This window comes from Profundibacter sp. (genome assembly GCF_965277155.1).
In the GTDB taxonomy this organism is placed as follows: Bacteria; Pseudomonadota; Alphaproteobacteria; order Rhodobacterales; family Rhodobacteraceae; genus Profundibacter.
In genome coordinates, this window is sequence record NZ_CBDIBV010000013.1 from 133513 (window position 1) to 156321 (window position 22809).

17 protein-coding genes and 4 pseudogenes are annotated in these 22809 nt (G+C 55.5%); 14 read left to right on the plus strand and 7 right to left on the minus strand.

Annotated elements, in window-relative coordinates; genetic code table 11:
- Positions 1-119: 119 nt before the first annotated feature.
- The 5 genes from fliF to fliP all read left to right on the plus strand — a co-directional run bounded on the left by fliF (position 120) and on the right by fliP (position 4681).
- A complete protein-coding gene (gene fliF, locus ACQY4M_RS15870) occupies positions 120-1796 on the plus strand; it encodes a flagellar basal-body MS-ring/collar protein FliF (protein ID WP_428546077.1) in 1677 nt (558 codons plus the stop codon).
- A 202-nt stretch (positions 1797-1998) separates the two neighbouring features.
- Positions 1999-3131, plus strand: a protein-coding gene (locus ACQY4M_RS15875; RefSeq protein WP_428539245.1) for an IS3 family transposase whose coding sequence is annotated in 2 segments (ribosomal slippage) — positions 1999-2251 and positions 2251-3131 — 1134 coding nt in all. Because the reading frame shifts where the segments join, the coding sequence is not laid out codon by codon here.
- A gap of 46 nt (positions 3132-3177) precedes the next feature.
- Positions 3178-3651, plus strand: a complete 474-nt coding sequence (locus tag ACQY4M_RS15880) for a flagellar biosynthesis protein (protein WP_428546080.1) — start codon at positions 3178-3180, stop codon at positions 3649-3651.
- Between the two features lie 13 nt (positions 3652-3664).
- Entirely contained in the window at positions 3665-3931 is a 267-nt protein-coding gene (locus ACQY4M_RS15885; RefSeq protein WP_118944559.1) for a FliM/FliN family flagellar motor switch protein, read from the plus strand.
- A 3-nt stretch (positions 3932-3934) separates the two neighbouring features.
- Positions 3935-4681 (plus strand): flagellar type III secretion system pore protein FliP, encoded by a 747-nt coding sequence (fliP, locus tag ACQY4M_RS15890; protein WP_428546082.1) that lies wholly within the window; start codon positions 3935-3937, stop codon positions 4679-4681.
- A 48-nt stretch (positions 4682-4729) separates the two neighbouring features.
- On the opposite strand, the pseudogene ACQY4M_RS15895 reads toward fliP, so the two are convergent.
- Positions 4730-5044: pseudogene (locus ACQY4M_RS15895) on the minus strand (flagellar basal body P-ring protein FlgI); the annotation flags it as partial.
- 88 nt (positions 5045-5132) lie between these two features.
- Between ACQY4M_RS15895 and ACQY4M_RS15900 the strand changes: the two are divergent.
- Positions 5133-6176, plus strand: coding sequence for an IS5 family transposase (locus tag ACQY4M_RS15900; RefSeq protein WP_428539227.1), 1044 nt, complete (start codon positions 5133-5135; stop codon positions 6174-6176).
- 151 nt (positions 6177-6327) lie between these two features.
- Here the strand turns inward: ACQY4M_RS15900 and flgI are convergent.
- The 4 genes and pseudogenes from flgI to ACQY4M_RS15920 all read right to left on the minus strand — a co-directional run.
- Positions 6328-7122, minus strand: a pseudogene (gene flgI, locus ACQY4M_RS15905) (flagellar basal body P-ring protein FlgI); the annotation flags it as partial.
- A complete protein-coding gene (locus tag ACQY4M_RS15910; protein ID WP_428546085.1) occupies positions 7119-8129 on the minus strand; it encodes a flagellin in 1011 nt (336 codons plus the stop codon). The pseudogene flgI and the gene ACQY4M_RS15910, both read right to left, overlap by 4 nt.
- A 2-nt stretch (positions 8130-8131) precedes the next feature.
- Positions 8132-9586 (minus strand): flagellar hook-associated protein FlgK, encoded by a 1455-nt coding sequence (gene flgK, locus ACQY4M_RS15915; RefSeq protein ID WP_428546088.1) that lies wholly within the window; start codon positions 9584-9586, stop codon positions 8132-8134.
- Positions 9587-9614: 28 nt separating this feature from the next.
- Positions 9615-10340, minus strand: a pseudogene (locus tag ACQY4M_RS15920) (flagellar hook-basal body complex protein); the annotation flags it as partial.
- 104 nt (positions 10341-10444) lie between these two features.
- Here ACQY4M_RS15920 and ACQY4M_RS15925 point away from each other — a divergent pair.
- Positions 10445-11671 carry an IS256 family transposase gene (locus ACQY4M_RS15925; RefSeq protein ID WP_428539582.1) on the plus strand — a complete coding sequence of 409 codons (1227 nt, stop codon included), beginning with the start codon at positions 10445-10447 and terminating at the stop codon, positions 11669-11671.
- Between the two features lie 213 nt (positions 11672-11884).
- Here the strand turns inward: ACQY4M_RS15925 and ACQY4M_RS15930 are convergent.
- A pseudogene (locus ACQY4M_RS15930) lies at positions 11885-12241 on the minus strand (response regulator transcription factor); the annotation flags it as partial.
- Positions 12238-14160, minus strand: a complete 1923-nt coding sequence (locus ACQY4M_RS15935) for a PAS-domain containing protein (protein WP_428546091.1) — start codon at positions 14158-14160, stop codon at positions 12238-12240. The gene ACQY4M_RS15935 and the pseudogene ACQY4M_RS15930, both read right to left, overlap by 4 nt.
- A 192-nt stretch (positions 14161-14352) precedes the next feature.
- Here ACQY4M_RS15935 and ACQY4M_RS15940 point away from each other — a divergent pair, with 192 nt between their 5' ends.
- From ACQY4M_RS15940 to ACQY4M_RS15970, 7 genes are all read left to right on the plus strand, one after another.
- Entirely contained in the window at positions 14353-16314 is a 1962-nt protein-coding gene (locus ACQY4M_RS15940; RefSeq protein ID WP_428546094.1) for an AMP-binding protein, read from the plus strand.
- A 5-nt stretch (positions 16315-16319) separates the two neighbouring features.
- Positions 16320-17141 (plus strand): ABC transporter ATP-binding protein, encoded by an 822-nt coding sequence (locus tag ACQY4M_RS15945; RefSeq protein ID WP_428548214.1) that lies wholly within the window; start codon positions 16320-16322, stop codon positions 17139-17141.
- Positions 17142-17234: 93 nt separating this feature from the next.
- The gene (locus ACQY4M_RS15950) at positions 17235-18233 is read left to right on the plus strand and encodes a branched-chain amino acid ABC transporter permease (protein ID WP_428546097.1); all 999 of its coding nucleotides are present in this window, start codon (positions 17235-17237) and stop codon (positions 18231-18233) included.
- A gap of 3 nt (positions 18234-18236) precedes the next feature.
- Entirely contained in the window at positions 18237-19313 is a 1077-nt protein-coding gene (locus tag ACQY4M_RS15955) for a branched-chain amino acid ABC transporter permease (RefSeq protein WP_428546100.1), read from the plus strand.
- 83 nt (positions 19314-19396) lie between these two features.
- The gene (locus tag ACQY4M_RS15960; RefSeq protein WP_428546103.1) at positions 19397-20683 is read left to right on the plus strand and encodes an ABC transporter substrate-binding protein; all 1287 of its coding nucleotides are present in this window, start codon (positions 19397-19399) and stop codon (positions 20681-20683) included.
- Between the two features lie 63 nt (positions 20684-20746).
- A complete protein-coding gene (locus ACQY4M_RS15965; RefSeq protein WP_428546106.1) occupies positions 20747-21571 on the plus strand; it encodes an ABC transporter ATP-binding protein in 825 nt (274 codons plus the stop codon).
- Between the two features lie 14 nt (positions 21572-21585).
- Positions 21586-22803, plus strand: a complete 1218-nt coding sequence (locus tag ACQY4M_RS15970; protein ID WP_428546109.1) for a phenylacetate--CoA ligase family protein — start codon at positions 21586-21588, stop codon at positions 22801-22803.
- The last annotated feature ends 6 nt before the right edge of the window (positions 22804-22809 follow it).

Below are 22809 nucleotides of genomic sequence, written 5' to 3' on the forward strand. Positions count from 1 at the left end.
CACCGGTTTTTCGTTCCCTTCCCTAATAAACGTCAGGAGCTAACCGATTATTAAGCCTGTTCGACGAAACATAAGGCGACGCATGGGCAAAACGCCCAACGAATATTCGGAGAATCGTCTTGCAACAGCTACTGTCTGTCTGGTCTGCACTGGAACCACGCCGCCGGGTGATCGTGGTGCTTGCCACCCTTGCAATGTTTGCGGCGGTCATAGGTCTGTCGCGCATGGCAGCAGCCCCCGGTATGTCACTCTTATATGCAGGTCTGGAAAGCAGCGCTGCGGGCGAGGTGGTGGTAAAGCTGGAACAACAGGGCGTCACTTACGAGGTGCGTGGCGGAACGATCTTTGTCGATAGCACGCGGCGTGACGAATTGCGTATGACGCTGGCCAGCGAAGGGTTGCCGGCAAATAATTCCGCTGGTTATGAACTGCTTGATTCACTGTCCGGATTCGGCACCACATCGCAAATGTTCGACGCCGCCTATTGGCGTGCAAAAGAGGGCGAGCTGGCCCGCACTATCATATCCAGCCCGATGATCCGCAGCGCGCGCGTGCACATCGCCAGCCCGTCCCTGCAGCCCTTTCGGCGGCAGGTAAAGGAAACAGCCTCGGTCACGGTGACCACCACGTCGGGGTCGCTTTCGGCCTCGCATGCAAAAGCGCTGAAATTTCTTGTGGCCTCGGCAGTGGCGGGGCTAAAGCCCGAAGATGTGGCGATCATTGATTCCCAGGGCGGGTTGATCATGGGGGCGGATGACGCGGCTACGGGCCAAAGCAACAGCGAAAACCGCGCTGCCGAACTAAAGAAAAATGTTGAACGATTGCTTGAGGCGCGTGTGGGTTACGGCAATGCAGTGGTCGAGGTCAGCGTTGAAACCGTGACGGATCGCGAGTCCATCAGCCAGCGCACGTTCGATCCGGATTCGCGCGTGGTAATTAGCACCGACACCGAAGAACGCACAACCGCCTCGGAAGACGCCCGCGGCGGGGCGGTTTCAGTGGCCAGTAATCTGCCGGAAGGGGACGGCAGCCGCAATGCCAACTCCTCCAGCCAGAACAGCGAAACCCGCGAGAGGGTGAATTTCGAAGTCTCGGAAACCCAGCGGGAGATTGTGAAATCTCCGGGGGCAATTAAACGGTTGACAGTGGCTGTTCTGATTGATGGTACCTTGCAAGTCGATGATACCGGCAACGAGGTTTTTGTGCCCCGCAGCGAAGAAGAGATGGCAAGCCTACACGATCTGGTTGCTGCTGCTGTCGGGTTTGATGAAAGCCGTGGTGATGTGATTACCCTGAAAACCATGCAGTTCGAACCGATTGCCGAACAGGGCAGCGTGGCCGCACCATCCTTCCTTCAGTCCATGAATTTGAATGTGATGACGATTATACAACTGGTTGTTCTGGGGATTGTCGCCCTTGTTCTTGGCCTGTTTGTGGTGCGCCCGATCCTGAACAGCAAACCCGCATCCAGTATGACCGAACTGCCCGCTCCGGCAGGTTCAACCCAGCCTGCTCCATTTCCAGACGATTTCGGCAATCCGAACCCGGCCAATTTGCCCGCCCTGACGGGCGAAATCGACGATGGTAGTTTCAACCCACCGGCAATGGCTACGATAACCGATTTTGACATGCCCGATATGGGCACGGCCCCGATGGGTGATTTTGCCACGGCCGGCAACATGGGCGGATCATCAAATGATCCCGTCACCCGACTGAAAGAACTAATCGAGGAACGTCAGGACGAAACGGTCGAGGTTCTGCGCGGCTGGATGGAAGACAAAGGGGAAACGGTTTGATGGCAGTCTTTCCTCTGGAAGAATTCAGCACAACCATTGTTTCAAACGACCCAAAGCTTACTTTGGAAACCAGTTTCGAGGAACACCGGTTAGAAGCCTATGAACAAGGGTACAAGGCCGGTTGGGACGATGCCACAGAGGTGGTCGCGGAAATTCGGACCAGTTGTTAAGGTGGATCGACTTATGAGAAAGACGATTCAAAATGACGAAACGAAAGAACCATTCTCCCGAATTCAAAGCCCGCGTTGCGCTTGAAGCAATCCGCGAGGAAATGACGATGGCGGAGCTGTCGAAGAAGTATGGTGTGCATCCAACCCAGATTGGCACATGGAAACGAGCAGCGATTGAAAACATGGCCACGGCATTTTCCAGACGGGGCCGTGATCCTGATCGGGTTGATGAAGCCCAGATTGAGAAGCTGCACTCCAAGATTGGTCAGCTGGTCGTGGAACGGGATTTTTTAGCCAACGCCTCGCAACAGTTGCTCGGGAAGCGAGGCAAAAAATGGTGAGCCGTGAGCATGATCTGAGTGTGCGACGACAATGCGGGCTACTTTCTCTGGCGCGCTCGAACCTGTATTACCAGCCAAAAGGCGAAAGTGCTGAAAATTTGCGGTTCATGACAATAATCGACAAGCAATTCTTGCAGACGCCGTGGTATGGATCACGGCAAATGGCCCGGCACATGCAGCGCCAAGGTTACAAGTGTGGTCGCCACAGGGTCCGCCGTTTGATGCGGCTGATGCGGTTGGTTCCGATCTACCAGACGCCCAACACGAGCAAGAAACATCCGCAGCATAAGATCTACCCGTATCTGCTGCGAGACCTGACGATTGATCGTCCAAACCATGTGTGGTGCGTAGATATCACCTACATTCCGATGCAGCGCGGGTTCCTCTATTTGGTCGCGATCATGGACTGGCACAGCCGCAAGGTTTTGAGCTGGAGATTGTCAAACAGCATGGAGGCAGATTTTTGCGTTGAAGCCCTGAAAGAGGCTATGGCCAAATACGGCAAGCCCGATATCATGAACAGCGACCAGGGCAGCCAGTTCACCGGGTTTGAATGGACGCAGGCGCTGAAAGAAGCCGACGTGAAAATCTCGATGGATGGCAAAGGTCGCTGGGTCGATAACCGGATGATCGAGCGGCTTTGGCGATCCTTGAAATACGAATGCATTTACCTCAACGCATTTGAAACGGGTTCGCAGACCCGCGCCGGGATCGGGAAATGGTTGGCTTACTACAACACCGAGCGCCCGCATTCCACCCACGGAATATTGACCCCGGATGAAGCCTATGACAGAAAAACAAAACCAATGAGTTTGGCAGCCTAAATGAAACCCTGATCCATCTTAAACTGGCTGCTGACTGGTCAAAAAAGTGGGACCACCTCTCACCGCTGCCCAGATCGAAGAGCAATCTCGAGTGGCGGCTGATTTCGCCCGCAACCTTCAGGAGCTTTCGTTTACCTATCACGAAGCCCGAAGCCAGATTTTGAGTTCGCTAAAACCGCTGTTCACCGAAATGGTATCCAAGGTATTGCCCAGATTGGCACAGGAAACCCTGCCGCAATCCATCGTGGACGAGGTTCTCTCCGCCGCTTCCGATCGAACCAACGCCGAGTTTGAAATCGTAATTTCGCCAGCCAACCGCCCTGCTCTTGAACGGCTTCTTGAGGGCCAGGGCACCCTGGATGTCAATATTGTCGAGGAACCGACAATGGCCGAGGGTCTGGCCTACATAAGGTTTAACGAAACCGAAAAGCAGATTGATCTGACAAGCGTTCTGGCCGGGTTTTCCCAATTGGTCGAAGGCTTCTTTACGCAACAGCAAAAGGTAGCAATCAGTGGATGATACCGCGACAGATATGCCAGCCGACGGACAGAACCCGTTTACCCAGGTCCCGATTGAAATAACCATTTCTGTCGGCAAAGCCCGTCCGAAAATCAAAGAGCTGTTGCAGCTGGAACAGGACGCCGTTTTGCCGTTGGACAAAAAAATCGAGGATCCGGTTGAGCTTTATGTTGGCGACCGCCTGATCGCGCGCGGTGAACTGCAAGAACTGGATGGCGATCAAGCCGGCCAGCTGGCCGTGCGTCTGACTGAAGTTGTAAACCTGCAAGACGGCCTGTAAACCATGAAAATTAGCACCCCTATTCGCCTGTTACTTGGACTCACCGCACTTTCGTTAACCATGATTGCCATGCCGGCCGTTGCACAGGAAATTTCGATTTCACTTGGCGATAGTAGTTCGATCTCGGCCCGCAGCATTCAGCTTTTATTGTTGATCACAATCCTTAGCATTGTGCCAGGTCTGGCCATCATGCTGACCTGTTTTCCATTTATCGTCACCGTTCTATCCATCCTTCGACAGGCCATAGGATTGCAACAATCCCCGCCAAATATGCTGATTATCAGCCTCGCGATGTTCCTGACTTATTTCGTGATGGAGCCTGTTTTCACCGAGGCCTGGACCAGCGGAATCGACCCGCTGATCAATGATCAGATCAATGTCGAACAGGCCTTTACCAAAGTAATGACTCCGTTCCGGCACTTTATGGCCAACCGCATCGATCCCGACACCTTTGAATCCCTCGTTGCTTTGCGGCCCGATGCCCGGTTAACTGGGGAAACTGCCGCCCAACCACTTTCGCTGCTGGTGCCATCCTTCCTTTTGTCGGAAATTGCCCGCGCTTTTGAAATCGGTTTTCTGGTTTTTCTGCCGTTTCTGATTATCGACCTTGTGGTCGCAGCTATTCTGATGTCGATGGGGATGATGATGGTACCACCTGCAATCGTGTCCCTTCCCTTCAAGCTGGCGTTCTTTGTAGTTGCCGATGGATGGACCCTGATTTCCAGCGCCTTGGTCAGAAGCTATTTCTAACCGGGATCAGCATTCACACCTCTGGGTACACCTGATCCGGTTTAGAAATTAGCGCACGATAAACTCGGCATGCAGGGCACCTGCGGCTTTGATACTTTTCAGTATGTCAATCATATCGCGGGGCGAAACCCCCAATGCGTTCAGGCCCGCAATCACTTCGGATAGTGAAGTTCCCTCGGACAGCTCCGCCAACCCGATCCCCGGCTCTTCCTGAATAGAGGCAGTGGTGCGTGGCACCACAACACTTTCACCAGCGGCGAACGGGTTGGGCTGCACCACAATTGGCTGTTCTTCAATCCGCAAGGTCAGATTTCCCTGCGAAACAGCAACCCGCGAGATGCGCACATCTTCCCCCAAAACAATTGGGAACCTCTAAAAATCCCCCAAAATCCGGCCTGACGGGGTAGAATCGTCATCAGGATGAAAATGATTCGACCGACGGGGTTTTGTCATGGGTCAGATGGGATTTTTTGATCTTTCCAGCCGATACGCGGGACTGGACAAATCTGGTGATCCGCTGGTGTTGCTCAACGACATGGTGCCGTTCGAGGATTACCGGGACGAGCTGAAGGCCATATGGCGCACGCCGCCCGAACAGCGCAAATCCAACGCTGGCCGCCCGCCTTGGGATGAGGTGCTGATATTCAAGACGATGGTTTTGCAGCAGCTCTACAACCTCTCTGACGATCAGATCGAGTATCAGATCCGCGACCGCCTGTCGTTCATGCGGTTTCTCGGCCTTGGCATTGAAGACAGCGTACCTGACGCCAAGACCATCTGGGCCTACCGTGAAAGGCTGGCCGGGGCCGGGAAGATGAAGGAGCTGTTTGACAAGTTCGATGCCTTTCTGCGCGAAAAGGGCTATCTGGCGATGGGCGGGCAGATTGTTGATGCGAGCATCGTTCCGGCGCCGCGCCAGCACAACAAAAGGGACGAGAACGAGAAAATCAAGGCGGGCGAAACGCCTGAAGAGTGGGAGGAAAAACCCCACAAGAAGCGCCAGAAGGACGTGGATGCGCGCTGGACGAAGAAGCACGGCAAGAGCTATTACGGCTACAAGAACCACATCAATGTCGACCGGCGGCACAAATTCATCCGCGCTTATGATGTCACCGATGCCGCCGTGCATGACAGCCAGGCGCTTGCCGGTCTGATTGATGCGAGCAACACCTCATCGGACCTGTGGGCCGACAGCGCCTATCGCTCGCAAAAGATCGAAAGCGAGCTGGAAGAGCGGGGGCTTCACAGCCATATCCATCACAAGGGCAGGCGCGGCAAGCCGCTTGGCGAGCGCCAGCAAAAGGCCAACCGGAGGCGCTCGAAAGTGCGGGTCCGGGTCGAGCATGTATTCGCTTTTCAGGAGCGCTCCATGGGCGGCAAGCTGATCCGCTCCATCGGCCTGAAGCGGGCGCGATTTCGCATCGGGATGATGAACCTGGTCTACAACATGAAGCGCTTCGTCCAGTTCGAATGCGGCCTGGCGGCGCCGGGATAAGGGTTCATGGGGTGAGGTGTGCCTGAAATACCCAAAACCGGCTTGAAACCGGTGAAAATGGGTTTATGATCCGAAGCAATCAGGCGGGACAGGCGAAAAACCGTCCACCCCGCCGCGAAGAAGGCGAAAACGGGAATTTACAGAGGTTTCCAATTGTGCCGGAACGCTGATCCACCACCACCCGCGCCTTGCGCTGTGGCTCGACCAGAATATTCTCGATCTTTGATATTGCATGCGCCGCAGAAGCCTGCCGCGTGGCCTTGATATCCAATTGAACCGTTCCCGCATCCAGCATCACCGCCACCCCGCGCCCGAATGATTTGTTGATCGCGCGCTCAATCCGTTCGGCTGTGGTAAAATCCGGCGTCCGCAGTGCCAGCCGGATCTGCGACAAAGCGCCAAAATCAAAATCGATCTCGCGTTCAATATAAGCACCGGACGGGATAACCCCTGCCGTTGGCACCCCTTGCACAACACCCCCCGCATCTCCGGTTGCAGAAACACCGCCAGCAATAACGGTTCCTTGACCTACCGCATAAATCTGACCATCTGCCGCATTCAACGGGGTCATAATCAAAGTTCCCCCCAACAGGCTTTTGGCATCACCAATTGCCGAAACCGTTACATCAATACGCCCACCCGCCCGCGCAAATGCTGGCAGATTTGCAGTGACAAACACGGCCGCCACGTTCTTGGGTCGGAATTGCTCGCCGGTGATATTCACACCCAGGCGTTCCAGAATATTGGACATGATTTCTTCGGTAAAGGGTGCGTTCCGGATACCGTCACCGGTACCGTTCAAACCGACAACCAGCCCGTAACCAATCAAATCATTGCCCCGGACCCCGTCAAATTCGACCAGATCCTTAATCCGGATCGGACCTGAAATAGCAGCCGAGGATATCAGGGCAAAAGCAAAAATGCAGGCAATCAGCTGTTTTATCATCTCAGGAAATCCACAAGGTTCATCCGCGACATCCGCGAAGTTAATGCATAAAGCGTTTCAAGTTGGGTCTGGGCCTGTTCCAACTCGCTGGCGGCTGTATACGGGTCAACCGACAACAACCCGGTTCGGGTTATTTCAAGCCCCGATATTTCAGATGTGGTTTGCACCGAAACCAGTTCGATCTGCGCTTCAACCGCCCCCAGATTTGCGCGCATGCTGGTTTGCGCATCGACAACGGATAGTAAACCATCCCCTGCACGCTCCAACAACTCTGCCTGTCCAGCCAGATCACCAGCAAGGGCGCCCTCTGATACCAGTGCGGCCAGAGCCAGGTTTTTCAATGTCTCGCGAAATGTGGGATCAGCCGCAGTCACCGACATATCCGCCTGTTGCCCCGCACCAATATCAAAGGCCGACAAAGCAGTAGTTGACCCCTGATAGCCCGAGGTTTCGAATCCACCACTGGCCAGATTGAACCAGTCATCAACCACCGAAGCTACCCCGCCGGCAGTTGTCTGGCCGGCTATTGCAATTTGCAAGTCCGCCAATATCGAGGATGCAGATGCAATGGCCGGTTTGTCCGTGGCGGTACCCGCAAATACACTGCGCCCCGCCGATTGGGTATTCAGAGCCGAGATCACAGCATCAAATTGTTGCCGGACATCCGTTGCAATATTCTGAACCTGGGTCTGGCTGGCAGCGTTTGCGCTCAGTAACAAAGTCGAGGATGCTTTGGCCGATTGTTCCTGCACGACCCCGAGCGAGATTTGCATCGCCTCGGCAAACTGTGCGGCTTCTTTCTGGGCCATTCTATAGGCATCCAGTGTTTTCAGCGAGGTTTCGATACCGGAAATAACTGTAAAATCTCCGGAAACCCGTTGGGACAAATCATCAACCCGACCAGAGGCAAGTTCATTGCCCAGACGGTTGATATTGGTTTTCAATTGGAAGCTTTGACGACGAAACGAGAAACTTTGGGCCATATCACCGACAGATACATAGCTCATGATTAAATCCTTAACAGGGTTTGAATGAGTTCATCAATGGTCTGCATCACCCGCGCATTCGAGGCGTAGGATTGCTCGACAAGCAGCAATTGCTGCATTTCATAATCCGTATCGACACCGCTTTGCAGTTCTTGCGTTTTCAACATATCCACCTTGGTCGAGGCGAATGCGATATCGGCATCCGCCGATTGACGGGCCGCGCCAATCTTTGACAAATAATCCGAAGACAGCCCGGAAACCGAACGGGATGCAACGGTTATATCGCCTGATACCGGAACCTGTGAATGGGTCAGGGCACCCGACATGCTTTGCAGCAGGCCGGCATTGCCCACATCACCCTGGGTTGCTGCACCAATACCGTCCCGCAAACGCCAAATGGCCCCGCCGGATTCCGGATCAACGCGAGTATTGATGGACAGGCGGGTGGAAATACCGGGTTCATTAGCAGGATAAAAAAACGCGCCTGCATCTGTAAACAGACCTGCGTCCAGCGCCGTTAGTGAAGTGTCGACCGAAGGGTCCTGAAACCGTTCGACCAAATCGCGGGCAACGGCATCCAGATCGCTTTGGGCTGTTATTGCCAGTTTATCGCGCACTTCGAATGTGGCCGTAAGGGTGCCGCCTGACATGATCCCGTTTTCACCGGTGCTAACCGGATTGCCGTTCAGCGTCAGGCCGGACAGGGATCCGGCATCAAATGTCATATCCTCGGTAATCAGTCCGGTTCGGGTAAACCCGATTTCGGTCGCACGGCCATCCAGCAATATTGCACCACCCGTTGTGATCAAAGCGATCTGTCCACGATCACGAGGAACAGCCCGCATCGGAACAATCGAGGATATCTGGTCAACCAGTTGTTGGCGCTGATCCATTAGGGCCGATGTATCCCGACCACTGCTGTCTTGCGTTAGTATGGCATGGTTCAACTGTTCAATATTCTTGAGTGCGCTATTTAGCTGGTTAACCTGAAGTGCAATGCTGTGATCTGCATTCGTGCGTTGCGTCTGGATTTCACGCGAAATGATATTGATATGATCCGCGATCCCTTTTGCGCTACGCAAAACATTTTGCAGACGAGGTTCTGAATCCGGGCGACTTGCCGCTTCGATAAAGGCTGTATCCAGCCCCGCTATCCGGTCAGACAATGAGCCGGCCGTCCCGGGTTCACCAACCACATCCTCAACCCGCTGTAAAAAACCGGCGCGCGTGGTCGAGGCACCCAAATCAGCATCAGCAAGCCGTCGATCAGCAATCACAACCTGATCAACGATTCGCGTAATCCCGTCGATGTGAACGCCGGACCCTTCGCCACCAAGGACTCGCGCCGAAAGATCCAGTTCGCGTCTACCATACCCATCGGTCGTAGCATTCGAAATATTTGACGAAATCACATCAGCCGAACGGGCCGAAGCCGTCAACCAGGACAAGGCGTTCGAGAGCGCACTGCTCATCCCCATGGCCTAACCTCCTTCAGATCGCCTGTGATTAACGTTTGATGTTCGTTGTCTCCTGCAGCATTTCATCCACGGTCTGAATCACCTTGGCATTGGAGGAATAGGCCCGCTGTGTCTGGATCAGCGCAGTCAGTTCGCCAGCAACATCAGTGGTAGAGGATTCACGCGCATATCCTTCGATAGAGCCTGTCGGGCCATCGCCCGCATCCCACAAGAAGAACGAACCCGAGCTGGGCGAGACCTGATAGGTCTGGTTATTCAGCGAAATCAAACCATTGGTATTTGGCACATCCACCAGCGGGATCTGATAGATACGGCGGATAAACCCCGTGTCATAAGTTGCACTGATAAATCCGTTGTCATCAATTTCAACCGAAGTCAGGTTGCCCACAGGCGAGCCATCCTTGGTGATCGACGCGGGTGCAAAACTGTCTGACAACTGGGTAAGACCGTTAGGATCACCCACTTTACCGATGGTCATCGTCAAAGGGCCACCGGCAACAGTCAATGCCAAGGTGCCATCTGCCGCATTATACGCGCCCCCTGACACTGGCGTCACCGAAGCAAGTGTGCCGCCGTTCGCCCGGGTGTCATCAAAAACCAATGTGTATTCGCCGATAACCGCCCCGCCTTGGGCAGAATCTGTGATCTGCATGGTCCAGGTGTTGGAGGAACCGGTTGCAGGCACTGTTGGCGTAAATGTAATATCCAGTGTTTCCGATGTGCCGAGGTTGCCAAAATATTCAACTGACAAAGGCAGTGGGTAGTGTCGCGAGTTTGGTGGAAATTCGAGGACGGCGTAATCTCCGGGTGCATCGAAGCCACCCAACCGGCGGCTGGAACCGCCAAGGAGATCACGCCATGACAAAGAATACAGCAACATCGACATCCGCGCTACTGGCCAATGAAGCAGGCTATGACCCGATTGAAGACCGGCTGCGCCAGAACATCCGCGCGACGATCGAGGCGGTTTTCGAAGAGGAGCTGGAGCAGTTTCTGGGCCGTTGCCGGTATGGCCGCAGCGGCGGGGCAAAGGCCGGATACCGCCACGGGCATCGCGAGCGGCAACTGGTCGGAACATTTGGAACCGAAACGGTGCGCGTGCCGCGTGCGCGGATCACAGGCGAGGCCGGCAAGGCCAGAGAATGGCGCTCGAAGGCATTGCCCCGCTACCAGCGGCTGACGAAGAAGGCCGAGGCGCTGATCGCTGCTGTCTACCTTTCGGGCACCAACACACGGCGGGTAAAACGCGCCCTGTTCGGCCTGTTTCAGGGGGCGGTCAGCAAGGATGTGGTGAGCCGCGCCTGGCGCAAGGTGAAGGTGGACTGGCAGGCGTGGTGCGCCCGCAGCCTTGCGGATGAAGACATCGTGCGGCTGATCCTGGACGGCACCGTGATCAAAACGCGGATTGACAGGAAGGCCACCAATATCTCGGTTCTGGCCGCGATTGGCGTGCGCCGGGATGGGCAGAAGGTCTTGTTATCACTGATGAACATGGGCGGCGAAAGCACCTCCGCCTGGCGTCAGTTCATCAACGATCTGGATGCGCGCGGGTTGAAACGGCCCGAATTTGTCATCGTGGACGGGGCACCGGGACTTGAGGTCGCTCTCATTGCCCTCTGGGGTGAAGATCTGCCGATCCAGAGGTGCACGGTGCACAAGCACCGCAACCTTCTGGCCAAGGCACCCAAGCGTATGCATGATGAGTTGACAGAAGATTACCGCGACATGATCTACGCCAAAACACCCGAGGAAATCGCCACCCGCCGCAAGGCATTTCTGCGAAAATGGCGGCTGAAATGCAAGGCCGTCGCTGACAGCTTGGAAGAAGCAGGAGATAAGCTTTTCACCTTCACGCGTCTGCCACAAGGCCAGTGGAAATCGGCCAGAACGACAAATGCGATCGAACGCCTGAACGAGGAATTCCGCCGCCGCATCAAGACCCAGACCGTGCTGCCATGCGCCGAGACCGTGCCGATGCTGCTTTGGGCTCTGATGGCCTCGGGGCAGATCGTCATGCGAAAGGTCGATGGCTGGGAAACGCTCGCTCAGCCCGTCGCCGACGCAACCCTTGACCAAGCCGCCTGACCGGCGCATAACTCAACCCGCTCGGAGGTGCCTGAAATCAATTTCCACCACTTTCGAGACACAACCGTCGAGAAACAGGCGCAACACTTCGCCTTCGGCGTGGCTGAAGGGGGTCTCAAAGCCCTCGCTGTCGACCAGAACATAGCTGTCAAACAGCGCTGTCCAGCCTTCGAAACGGGCGCGGTTGGCGGATTTGGTGCCGGTTTTTCCGCTGCGAAGGCGGGCGCGGACGCGGGCGACCACCTCGGCCGGATCAAAGGGTTTGATGATGTAGTCATCTGCCCCCAGTTCCAGCCCTGTGACGCGGTCCTGCACCTGTGCGCGGCCCGAGATGATGATGATCGAGGCGCCGGATTCCAGTGCCAGACGGTGCACCAGCGCCAAACCGTCCTTGTCCGGCAGGCCCAGATCGACAAGGCAGACATCGGGGGACGAGGATTTCAACGAGGCCTCGAATTCCGTGGCGCGGGCGAAACTGGCTGTTTTGAAGCCGGCCTCTTGCAGGGCATCGGCCAGCATGTGGCGGATTTCGGGTTCGTCATCAAGGATCGTGACAAGCGGTTTGGTCATGCGGGCGGGTCCATATTCATGAAGGCAGCCAGATCTTCGGCTGTGAAAGGTTTCGGGATCAGCGGATAGCGGTTGGCGGCATCCCTGCGCAAGGGGTGATCGGCCGGCAGGGATGTCATCAGGCAGGTGGTGGCCTTCAGGGTGTTCTGTTTCAGGGTGTCGAGCATTTCAACCCCCGTCATATCGCCGATCAGCGAGATATCGGACAGCACGAAATTGACCCCTTCGAGCATGGCCAGCGCCATGCCTTCCTCGGCGCTGGTCGCTTCGATCACGCGATGGCCCATGTCGGTCAGCATTTCGCGCACGGTGGCGCGGATGTCATCGGAATCCTCGACCAGAAGCACCAGTTTCGGGGTGGTTTCCTGTGCGGCGGGGCGCAGGGGCAGGCGCAGTATGATTTTGGCACCGCCCCCGATGTTGGCAAGTGTCATGTGCCCGCCCGCCAGTTTGGTCAGGTCGTAAACCATTGACAGGCCAAGGCCCGAGCCTTCGCCGCCTTTGGTGGTAAAGAACGGGTCCAGTGCATGTTCCAGGGCGTCATCACTAAAACCGCTGCCGGTGTCGGTGACAGTGATTTCCAGCCATGTGTCGCGCACGGGTTTGGCCGTTAGGGTGATCTGGCCGGTTTCGTTGCCGATGGCATCCTTGGCGTTCAGGATCAGGTTCAGCAGGGAATCTTGTAATGATCCGGCATCCAGAAGCACGGGGGTATCAATGCTGCTGCAACGGGTTTCCAATGTTACGTCATCGGGCAGGGTGGGGGTGGCGAGGGTTTTCAGATCATTCATAAACCTGCACAGGTCCACCGCCGTGGGTCGCATTTCGCGCGGGCCGGACATTTCTGCGATGCGGTTCAGCAGGGTACCGCCACGGCGCGCTGCCGATTGGGTGGCAGTGATCAGTTCCTTGGCCTCGGTGTCATCCACCATGCGGGCCAGACGGCTTTGCATGCCCAGAATAATGGTCAGCAGGTTGGCGAAATCATGGGCCATGCCGCTGGTCAGTTGTGCCGCCAGTTCACGTTTGTGGGTCTGGGCCAGTGCTGCGCGGGCCTGGGCCTCTTCTGTCACATCCATCGACAAGATATAGACGCCGCGTTTATCGCCTTTGTGCTGATCAGGGGTGAAGGCCACGCGGATGCGGCGGCTGGATTCATCATCGGTGAATTCGAACACACTTGCCTCGCCCATACGGGCCTTGTCGCAATAGGGGCGGATTTTTCCATAGGCGAAATCGCCCAAAGCTTCGGACAGATGCAGGCCCAGAATGTTGGAGGGGCGTGACGGGATGATCGAGGACAGGCGGCGGTTGGAATAGGTGTAATAGCCATCGGCATCAACATGGGCGATGTGGGCCGGCATCATTTCGGTGGTCATCCGCGTGCGGGCTTCCATTTCGGTCAACTGGCGCTTGGCCTCTTCCAGTGCGGCGTTGGTGGCGGCCAGTTCGCGGTTGGTTTGCGACAGGCGTTCGGTGTGGGCCAGCAGTTGGTCCGATAGTTCCTCGGAGCGGGCGCGCAGCAGTTTTTCCTGATCCTTGATCGCGGTAATGTCGGTGTAAACCGTGACCCAGCCGCCTTGGGGCAGGGGGTTGCCCTCGATCGAAATGGTTCGGCCGTTGGCGCGGGTACGCTCCATGTAATGGGCCTCGAAGGCGCGGGCCTGCTCTACCCGCGAGGTGACGAAATCGTCAATATCCCCCACTTCGCCATATTCGCCACGTTCTGCCAGAAACCGGATGGTATCGGAAAAATGCGCCCCCGGGGTGCACAAGTTTTCCGGCAGGTCGAACATTTCCTTGAAGGGGCGGTTCACCCGAACACAACGCAGATCGCTGTCATAGATCGACAGGGCTTGCTGGATCAGGTTCAGACCGGCGCGGGTCAGGTTTTCGGTGGTGGCCTTGGATGACGCCATGACACATGGTCCTTTCGCCCGTATCGCTAGCACCGGACCGCCCTTTGGGAAAGGGGTGTTACAATTCGTTAGGTTTGCGCAAAAGTCAGGAAAAATTTGACCTGCAGGAAAAAACAGTCACGCTGGGGTAAATAGAGAATCGCCCGTAAACGGGTGGGCTGCCGCAAAACCGGCAGATGGGGAGGATACAACTTGGCACAATCAGACGCGGTTCTGGATTCGATTCCGGCCCTGCTTGCACGCAATGCGGCAACGTTTGGCGACAAGGCGGCGTATCGCGAAAAAGAATACGGTATCTGGCAACGCTGGAATTGGAGCGATGTGGCCGACGAAGTCGAAGCATTGGCGCTGGGCTTTTTGAACCTGGGAATTCACGAAGGAGATTTTGTGGCCATCATTGGCCGTAACCGCCCGTATTTCTATTGGACAATGGTTGCGGCACAATCGGTCGGGGCGATCCCTGTGCCGCTGTATCAGGATGCCAACGCTGAAGAGATGGCCTATGTTCTGGGTCATTGCGGTGCGCGGTTTATTGTGGTCGAGGATCAGGAACAGGTCGACAAGGTGATCGAGGTGCAGGACCAGTTGCACCAGTTCGAGCATATGATCTATGTCGATCCGCGTGGCTTGCGTAAATATGACCACCGTCGTTTGCACCAGTTTTCGCATATTCAGGAACAGGGCCGCGCCGCCCGCGAGGAATTTCTGCCCGAACTTCAGGCCCGCACAGCGCGGCTGAACATGGATAGCACCTGTGTGATGCTGTATACATCCGGTACCACGGGCAAGCCAAAGGGCGTTGTGCTGTCGAACCGTAATGTGATTGTGACTTCGAAAAATTCCTGTGAATTTGACCACCTGCAACCGGGCGAAGAGGTTCTGGCCTATTTGCCGATGGCATGGGTTGGCGATTTCATTTTCTCGATCGGTCAGGCCTATTGGACAGGGTTCTGTGTGAACTGCCCTGAATCCGCTGATACGATGATGACGGATTTGCGCGAAATCGGGCCGACCTACTATTTTGCCCCGCCACGTTTCTTCGAGGGTCAGTTGACCAGCGTTATGATCCGTATGGAGGACGCAGGCCGGTTCAAGAAGTGGTTGTTCAAGAAATATATGGACGTGGCCCGCAAGGTGGGGCCGGCGATTCTGGATGGCAAAGAGGTCAGCTTTGGCGACCGGCTCAGCTATTGGATGGGCAATCTGTTCGTCTATGGTCCACTGAAAAACACGCTGGGCCTTAGCCGCGTGCGTGTTGGATATACGGCAGGCGAGGCGATCGGGCCGGAGCTGTTTGAATTTTACCGTTCCTTGGGGATTAACCTGAAGCAGTTGTATGGCCAAACCGAAGCGACGGTGTTCATCACCCAGCAACCGGATGGTGAAGTGCGGGCCGATACGGTGGGTGTGCCGTCCCCCGATGTTGAAATCAAAATCGAGGACAACGGCGAGATTTACTATCGGTCCCCCGGCGTATTCGAGGAATATTACCAGAACCCCGAAAGCACAGCCGACACCAAGGATGCCGAAGGCTGGGTCGCCACGGGGGACGCCGGTTTCATCGAGCAAAGCAGCGGACATTTGCGGATTATCGACCGCGCCAAGGATGTTGGTAAAATGGCTGACGGCAGCATGTTCGCGCCGAAATTCGTTGAAAACAAGCTGAAGTTCTATCCCGACATTCTGGAATCAGTGGTGTTTGGTGCAGACCGTGATTACTGCGTCGCCTTCATCAACATTGATCTGACGGCGGTGGGCAACTGGGCGGAACGTAACAACGTCGCCTATGGGTCCTATCAGGAATTGGCGGGCCACCCCGAGGTTTACAAAACCATTCAGGCACATATCGAAGAAGTGAACAAATCGGTGGCGCAGGACGAAATGTTGTCGGGTTGTCAGGTGCATCGCTTCCTGATCCTGCACAAGGAACTGGATGCCGATGACGGCGAAATGACCCGCACCCGCAAGGTGCGCCGCAAGATTGTGGGTGAAAAATTCAACGATCTGCTGGACGCACTTTATGGTGGGAAATCAGAAATCCACACCGAAACCGAAGTGACCTATGAAGACGGTCGTAAGGGATCGATTTCGGCCACGCTGGAAATCCGCGATGTGGCGGTGGTGCCTGTGAACTCGAAGGTGGCGGCAGAATGAACACAATGACTGAAAACTCCACGGTGGGTTATGTCACCGATGACGGTCGCCAGATCGGCGGCACCATGATGGAGATGAAAAACATCACGCTGCGGTTCGGCGGCGTGGTGGCGATTGAAAATATCAGTTTCGATATTCACGAGGGCGAAATCCGCGCCATCATCGGCCCGAACGGTGCCGGCAAATCGTCGATGCTGAACGTGATCAGCGGCTTTTATCACCCGCAAGAGGGCGAAGTCTGGTTCAACGGCCAAAAACGCCCGACGATGAAGCCTTATCAGGTGGCGGCGTTGGGCATCGCGCGGACATTCCAGAATATCGCACTGTTCAAAGGGATGAGCACGCTGGACAATATCATGACTGGTCGCCTGACCAAAATGAAGGCCGGAATGCTGTCACAGGCGATCTGGTGGGGCAAGGCGGCCAGAGAAGAAGAGGAGCACCGCCAAAAGGTCGAGGAGATCATTGATTTTCTGGAAATTCAGGCAATCCGCAAAACGCCTGTGGGCCGCTTGCCTTATGGTTTGCAAAAACGGGTCGAACTGGGCCGCGCGCTGGCTGCCGAACCCAAACTGCTGCTGCTGGATGAACCGATGGCAGGCATGAACGTCGAGGAAAAAGAGGATATGTCCCGCTTTATTCTGGATGTGAACGACGAATTCGGCACTACGATTGCACTTATCGAACATGACATGGGTGTGGTGATGGATATTTCCGACCGCGTGGTGGTGATGGATTACGGCAAGAAGATCGGCGATGGCACACCCGCCGAGGTGCTGGCCAACCAAGAAGTAATCGACGCCTATCTGGGGGTGAGCCATGACTAGCATGAAACGCTACCCCGCACTTGATGCGGGGTCTGTAAGCAACATTCAAAGAGGTCCCGCAACAAGTGCGGGACTGCGCGGGGATCAAACATAATGTCTGCTGGTTTTTATTATGGCGTCGAGGTTTTCCTGAACGGGTTGATGGCGGGGGTGATGTATTCACTGGTCGCGCTGGGCTTTGTTCTGATTTTCAAGGCGTCGGGTATTTTCAACTATGCTCAGGGCGTGATGGCCTTGTTTGCCGCACTGACTTTGGTGGGCTTCCAGAATGGCCAAATCCCCTTTGCGTCATTGATTAATGCGGTTTTTGGCACCAACCTTCATTCCTTTGGATGGCATTTACCCGCCCTGCTGGCGATCCTGTTGTCCGTATTGGTGATGATCCTGTTTGCTATATTGGTCGAACGGCTGGTGCTGAAACATCTGGTCAATCAGGAACCGATTATCCTGTTCATGGCCACCATTGGTCTGGCCTATTTCATGGAAGGTTTCGGCGATCTGATGTGGGGATCCGAGATCAAGAAACTGGATATCGGCATTCCGCAAGGCGGCAATAGCTGGGTTGAATCCCATACGGCCTTTCTGGGCGGGGATGATTTTTATGGGTTCTATCTGGACTCGCTGGATATCGTTGCCGCGATTGTGGCGGTTGTGTTGGTCGCATCCCTTGTGCTGTTCTCGCAATACACCAAAACCGGCCGCGCCTTGCGGGCTGTGGCGGATGACCATCAAGCGGCGCTGTCTGTCGGGATATCATTGCGCACTATCTGGGTGATCGTGTGGTCGATCGCAGGTTTCGTGGCGCTGGTTGCGGGCATCATGTGGGGCTCCAAATCGGGCGTTCAATTCTCGCTGTCGCTGATCGCTTTGAAGGCGCTGCCAGTGCTGATGTTAGGCGGCTTTACCTCGATCCCCGGTGCGATTGTTGGCGGGTTGATCATCGGGGTGGGCGAAAAGATGTTCGAATTCCTGATCGGCGCGCCCTATCTGGGCGGGGCCACAGAAAACTGGTTCGCTTATGTGTTGGCGCTACTGTTTCTTGTCTTTCGGCCCCAAGGGCTGTTTGGCGAAAAGATTATCGAGAGGGTTTAGGATATGCTGTACCGCGAAGCTGGCGATTTCAAAACGTCCTACGCCAAGGACAACCAGACCTTCCCGATCAAATTTGATCGCGTGGCCTATTACATCCTGTTGGTCGTGGCCTTTGGGGTGGTGCCGTTCATTATCAATGATTACTGGGCCAATGCGGTGATTGTGCCGTTTCTGATCTATGCGATTGCGACGATCGGGCTGAATATCCTGATCGGCTATTGCGGGCAGCTAAGCCTTGGGACTGGTGGTTTTATGGCGGTCGGGGCCTTTGCATCCTACAAATTGATGACGGCCTTCCCAGAGGTATCAATCATCATTCATATATTGTTGGCGGGCGGGATCACTGCGCTGGTGGGTATTGCCTTTGGCTTGCCGTCCCTGCGGATCAAGGGGTTCTATCTGGCGGTGGCCACATTGGCCGCACAGTTCTTTCTGGTGTGGTTGTTCAACCGTGTGCCGTGGTTTTATAACTACTCGGCAACTGGCCAGATCAGTGCGCCCGAACGGACCTTTATGGGCTATGTGGTTGCCGGTTCGAACGTTGGTGCTGTTGAAAAATACCTGATGTGTCTGGTCTTTGTCGTTGCCATTGCATGGTTGGCCCGCAACCTGACACGCGGCACAATGGGGCGCAGCTGGATGGCGATCCGCGATATGGATATTGCGGCTGAAATTATCGGGGTGAATCCGCTAAAGGCGAAACTGACTGCCTTTGCCGTGTCATCGTTTTTTATCGGCATTTCCGGTGCGTTGCTGTTCACCGTCTATCTGGGGGCTGCCGAAGTGGGCGAAGCCTTTGGTATCAGCAAATCCTTTCTGGTGCTGTTTATGGTGATTATTGGCGGACTGGGATCGATCTTTGGCTCTTTTGCAGGAGCGGCATTCATGGTGCTGTTGCCGGTGTTGCTGAAAAACGTTCTGGTGGGGGCAATGAACTGGCCTACGGATCTGGCTGCGCATTTCCAGCTGGTGATCGTCGGGGCGCTGATTATCGCATTCCTTATTCTGGAGCCACATGGTCTGGCCCAGCTGTGGCGCATCGCAAAAGAAAAACTAAGGCTTTGGCCGTTCCCGCACTAGGGAACGTTCAGACATAAAAGATCGGGAATACCCCGGCATGGGATAAATCGAGAATACTAAATTTCAACGGAGGAGAACTACTAATGAAATTGAAACTTGCAACACTGGCACTGTCGGCCCTTATGGCCGCAGCCCCGGCGATGGCCGATCTGGTCTATCCGTCGCTGTCCTATCGCACCGGCGCCTATGCCGCTGGCGGTATTCCTTTTGCCGATGGTTATGCCGATTACTTCACCCTTCTGAATGAACGTGACGGTGGTATCGGTGGCGTCAAAACCAAGGTTATCGAATGTGAAACCGGGTATTCCACCGAAAAAGGTGTGGAATGCTATGAATCCACCAAAGGTGAAGGCGCGCTGGTGTATCAGCCGCTTTCGACCGGTATCACCTATCAGTTGATCCCAAAAGTGACAGCGGACGGCATTCCCATGCACACAATGGGCTATGGCCGCACATCTGCCGCAAACGGCAAGGTGTTCAGCCATGTGTTCAACTACCCTGCCAACTACTGGAATGGTGCTTCACTGGCCATCAATCACCTGCTGGATATCAACGGCGGTGACATCAAGGGCAAAAAAGTTGCACTTGTCTATCACAACTCTGCCTACGGCAAGGAACCAATCCGCACATTGGAAGAACTGGCCAAAAAGCACGGGTTCGAGCTGACCCTATTGGCCGTTGACCATCCCGGTCAGGAGCAGAAATCGCAATGGCTGCAAATCCGTCGTGAAAAGCCTGACTATGTTCTGATGTGGGGCTGGGGCGTGATGAACCAGGTTGCCATTCAGGAGGCCGCGAACATCCATTTCCCGATGGAAAACTTCATCGGTATCTGGTGGTCCGGCTCTGAAAACGATGTGCTGCCCGCTGGCGATGCTGCAAATGGCTACAAGGCTCTGACATTCCATAATGTTGGTCATGATTTCCCTGTTTTTGATGACATCCAGAAATACGTTGTTGATACAGGTAAAGCCGCCGGTGCTGGCGATCAGATCGGCACAGTTCTGTACAACCGTGGTCTTTATGCCGCTATGCTTGCTGCCGAAGCCACACGCAAAGCGCAGGAACTGTCTGGCAAGGCCCAGATCACACCTGCCGATATGCGTGACGGTATGGAAGCGCTGGAAATCACCGAAGAACGTATGACCGAACTGGGTATGCCCAACTTTGGCCCGTCGTTCAAAGTGTCCTGCGCCAACCACGGTGGACCCGGCACAGGTGCTGTTCAGCAGTGGGATGCGACAGCCAAGGAATGGAAGCTGATTTCCGACTTTGGTCCGTCCGACATGGACGTCATCCAGCCGCTGATCGACGAGGATTCCATGGCCTACGCCAAGGAAAACAACATCACTCCGCGTGACTGTAACTAATCCAATTGCCCGGGCTGCCAAAGGGTGGCCCGGGCAACAGTTTGAACATTTGGGATAAATAAAATGCTCGACGCCGGTACCACAGACGAGGCCCTGCTAGAGGTCAACAATATCGAGGTGATCTATAACCATGTGATCCTTGTGCTGAAAGGCGTCAGCCTGTCGGTTCCAAAGGGCGGTATCACCGCGCTGATGGGCGGCAACGGGGCGGGGAAAACCACCACCCTAAAAGCAATTTCAAACCTGCTGCGCTCGGAACGCGGCGAGGTGACCAAAGGCACGATCACCTATCGTGGTAATGACACCAGCGAATTGAATCCATCCGACATGGTGCGCCGCGGCGTCATTCAGGTGATGGAGGGCCGCCACTGTTTTGAACATCTGACCGTCGAGGAAAACCTGCTGACCGGTGCCTATACGCGCAAGGACGGCAAGGGGGCGATCAGTGCCGACCTTGAAATGGTCTACAATTATTTCCCGCGCCTGAGGGAACGGCGCAAATCGCAGGCCGGTTACACATCGGGTGGCGAACAACAGATGGTTGCCATGGGCCGCGCTTTGATGAGCCGCCCTGAAACGGTGCTGCTGGATGAGCCGTCAATGGGACTGGCGCCGCAGCTGGTGGAACAGATTTTCGAGATCGTGAAGTCGATCAATGAAAAGGAAGGGGTGTCTTTTCTGTTGGCCGAGCAGAACACCAACATGGCCCTGCGCTATTCGCATTACGGCTATATTCTGGAATCCGGTCGCGTGGTGATGGACGGCCCTGCCGCCGATCTGCGCGAAAATCCTGATGTGAAAGAATTCTATCTGGGCGTTTCGGACGACGGACGCAAATCATTCCGCGATGTGCGTTCCTATCGCCGTCGCAAGAGGTGGCTGAGTTGATGCGGGGCGAGGATATGCAGTTTTTTGACGCGTTGGAAACGCGGTCAGATGATCAGCGCGCCGCTGATCTGGCCAAGGCATTGCCGCAACAGATTGCCCGCGCCAAAACGGCATCCGGCATTGCCGCCCTGTTGGGTGATGTTGACCCGGCGTCGATTGCTTCGGTTGCCGATCTGGCCGCGCTGCCTGTTATCCGTAAATCCGAACTGGTTTCGGCGCAGGCAGCCAACGCCCCATTTGGCGGGTTCACCACGGTTTCGGCGGACGGATTTGAACATATCCACCAGTCCCCCGGGCCAATCTATGAACCCGGCCGTATTTCCGGCGATTGGTGGCGCATCGGCCGTTTCCTGCACGCGGCAGGCATTGGCAAAGGCGACATCATCCAGAACTGCTTTGGTTATCACCTGACCCCCGCCGGTATGATATTTGAATCAGGGGCGCGGGCGGTTAATGCCGCCGTATTGCCCGCCGGAACAGGGCAAACCGAACTACAGGCCCGCGCGGCGCATGACGTGGGCGTGACGGCCTATGCCGGTACGCCGGACTATCTGAAAGTGATTCTGGACAAGGCGGAGGGCATGGGCCTGCCGCTGAAAATCTCGCGGGCGGCGGTTGGTGGCGGGGCGCTCTTCCCCTCGCTGCGGCAGGAATATGCCGACCGCGGGATACTGTGTTTGCAGAATTATGCGACGGCCGATCTGGGTAACATCGCCTATGAATCGCAAGCACAGGAAGGCATGATCGTGGATGAGGGCGTGATTGTCGAGATCGTTACACCGGGCACAGGTAACCCCGTCGCACCGGGCGAAGTGGGCGAAGTTGTGGTCACCACCCTGAACCCCGATTACCCGTTGATCCGCTTTGCCACTGGCGATTTGTCTGCGGTAATGGAAGGGGTAAGCCCTTGTGGCCGAACGAATATGCGGATCAAGGGCTGGATGGGCCGTGCCGACCAGACAACCAAGATAAAGGGCATGTTCGTGCGCCCTGAACAAGTGGCCGATTTCGTAGCTAAACATGATGAAATCAGCCGCGCCCGTGTCATCGCCACCCGCGAGGGCGAAATGGATGCGATGACCGTTATGGTCGAAACAGACGCCACGGATCCGGACCGTTATCGGATATCAATGGCTGATACGCTAAAACTGAAGGGCAAAATTGTGCTGGTTGCCAAAGGTAGCTTGCCAAACGATGGTTTAGTGATCGAAGATCAACGAAGTTACGATTGATCCCAC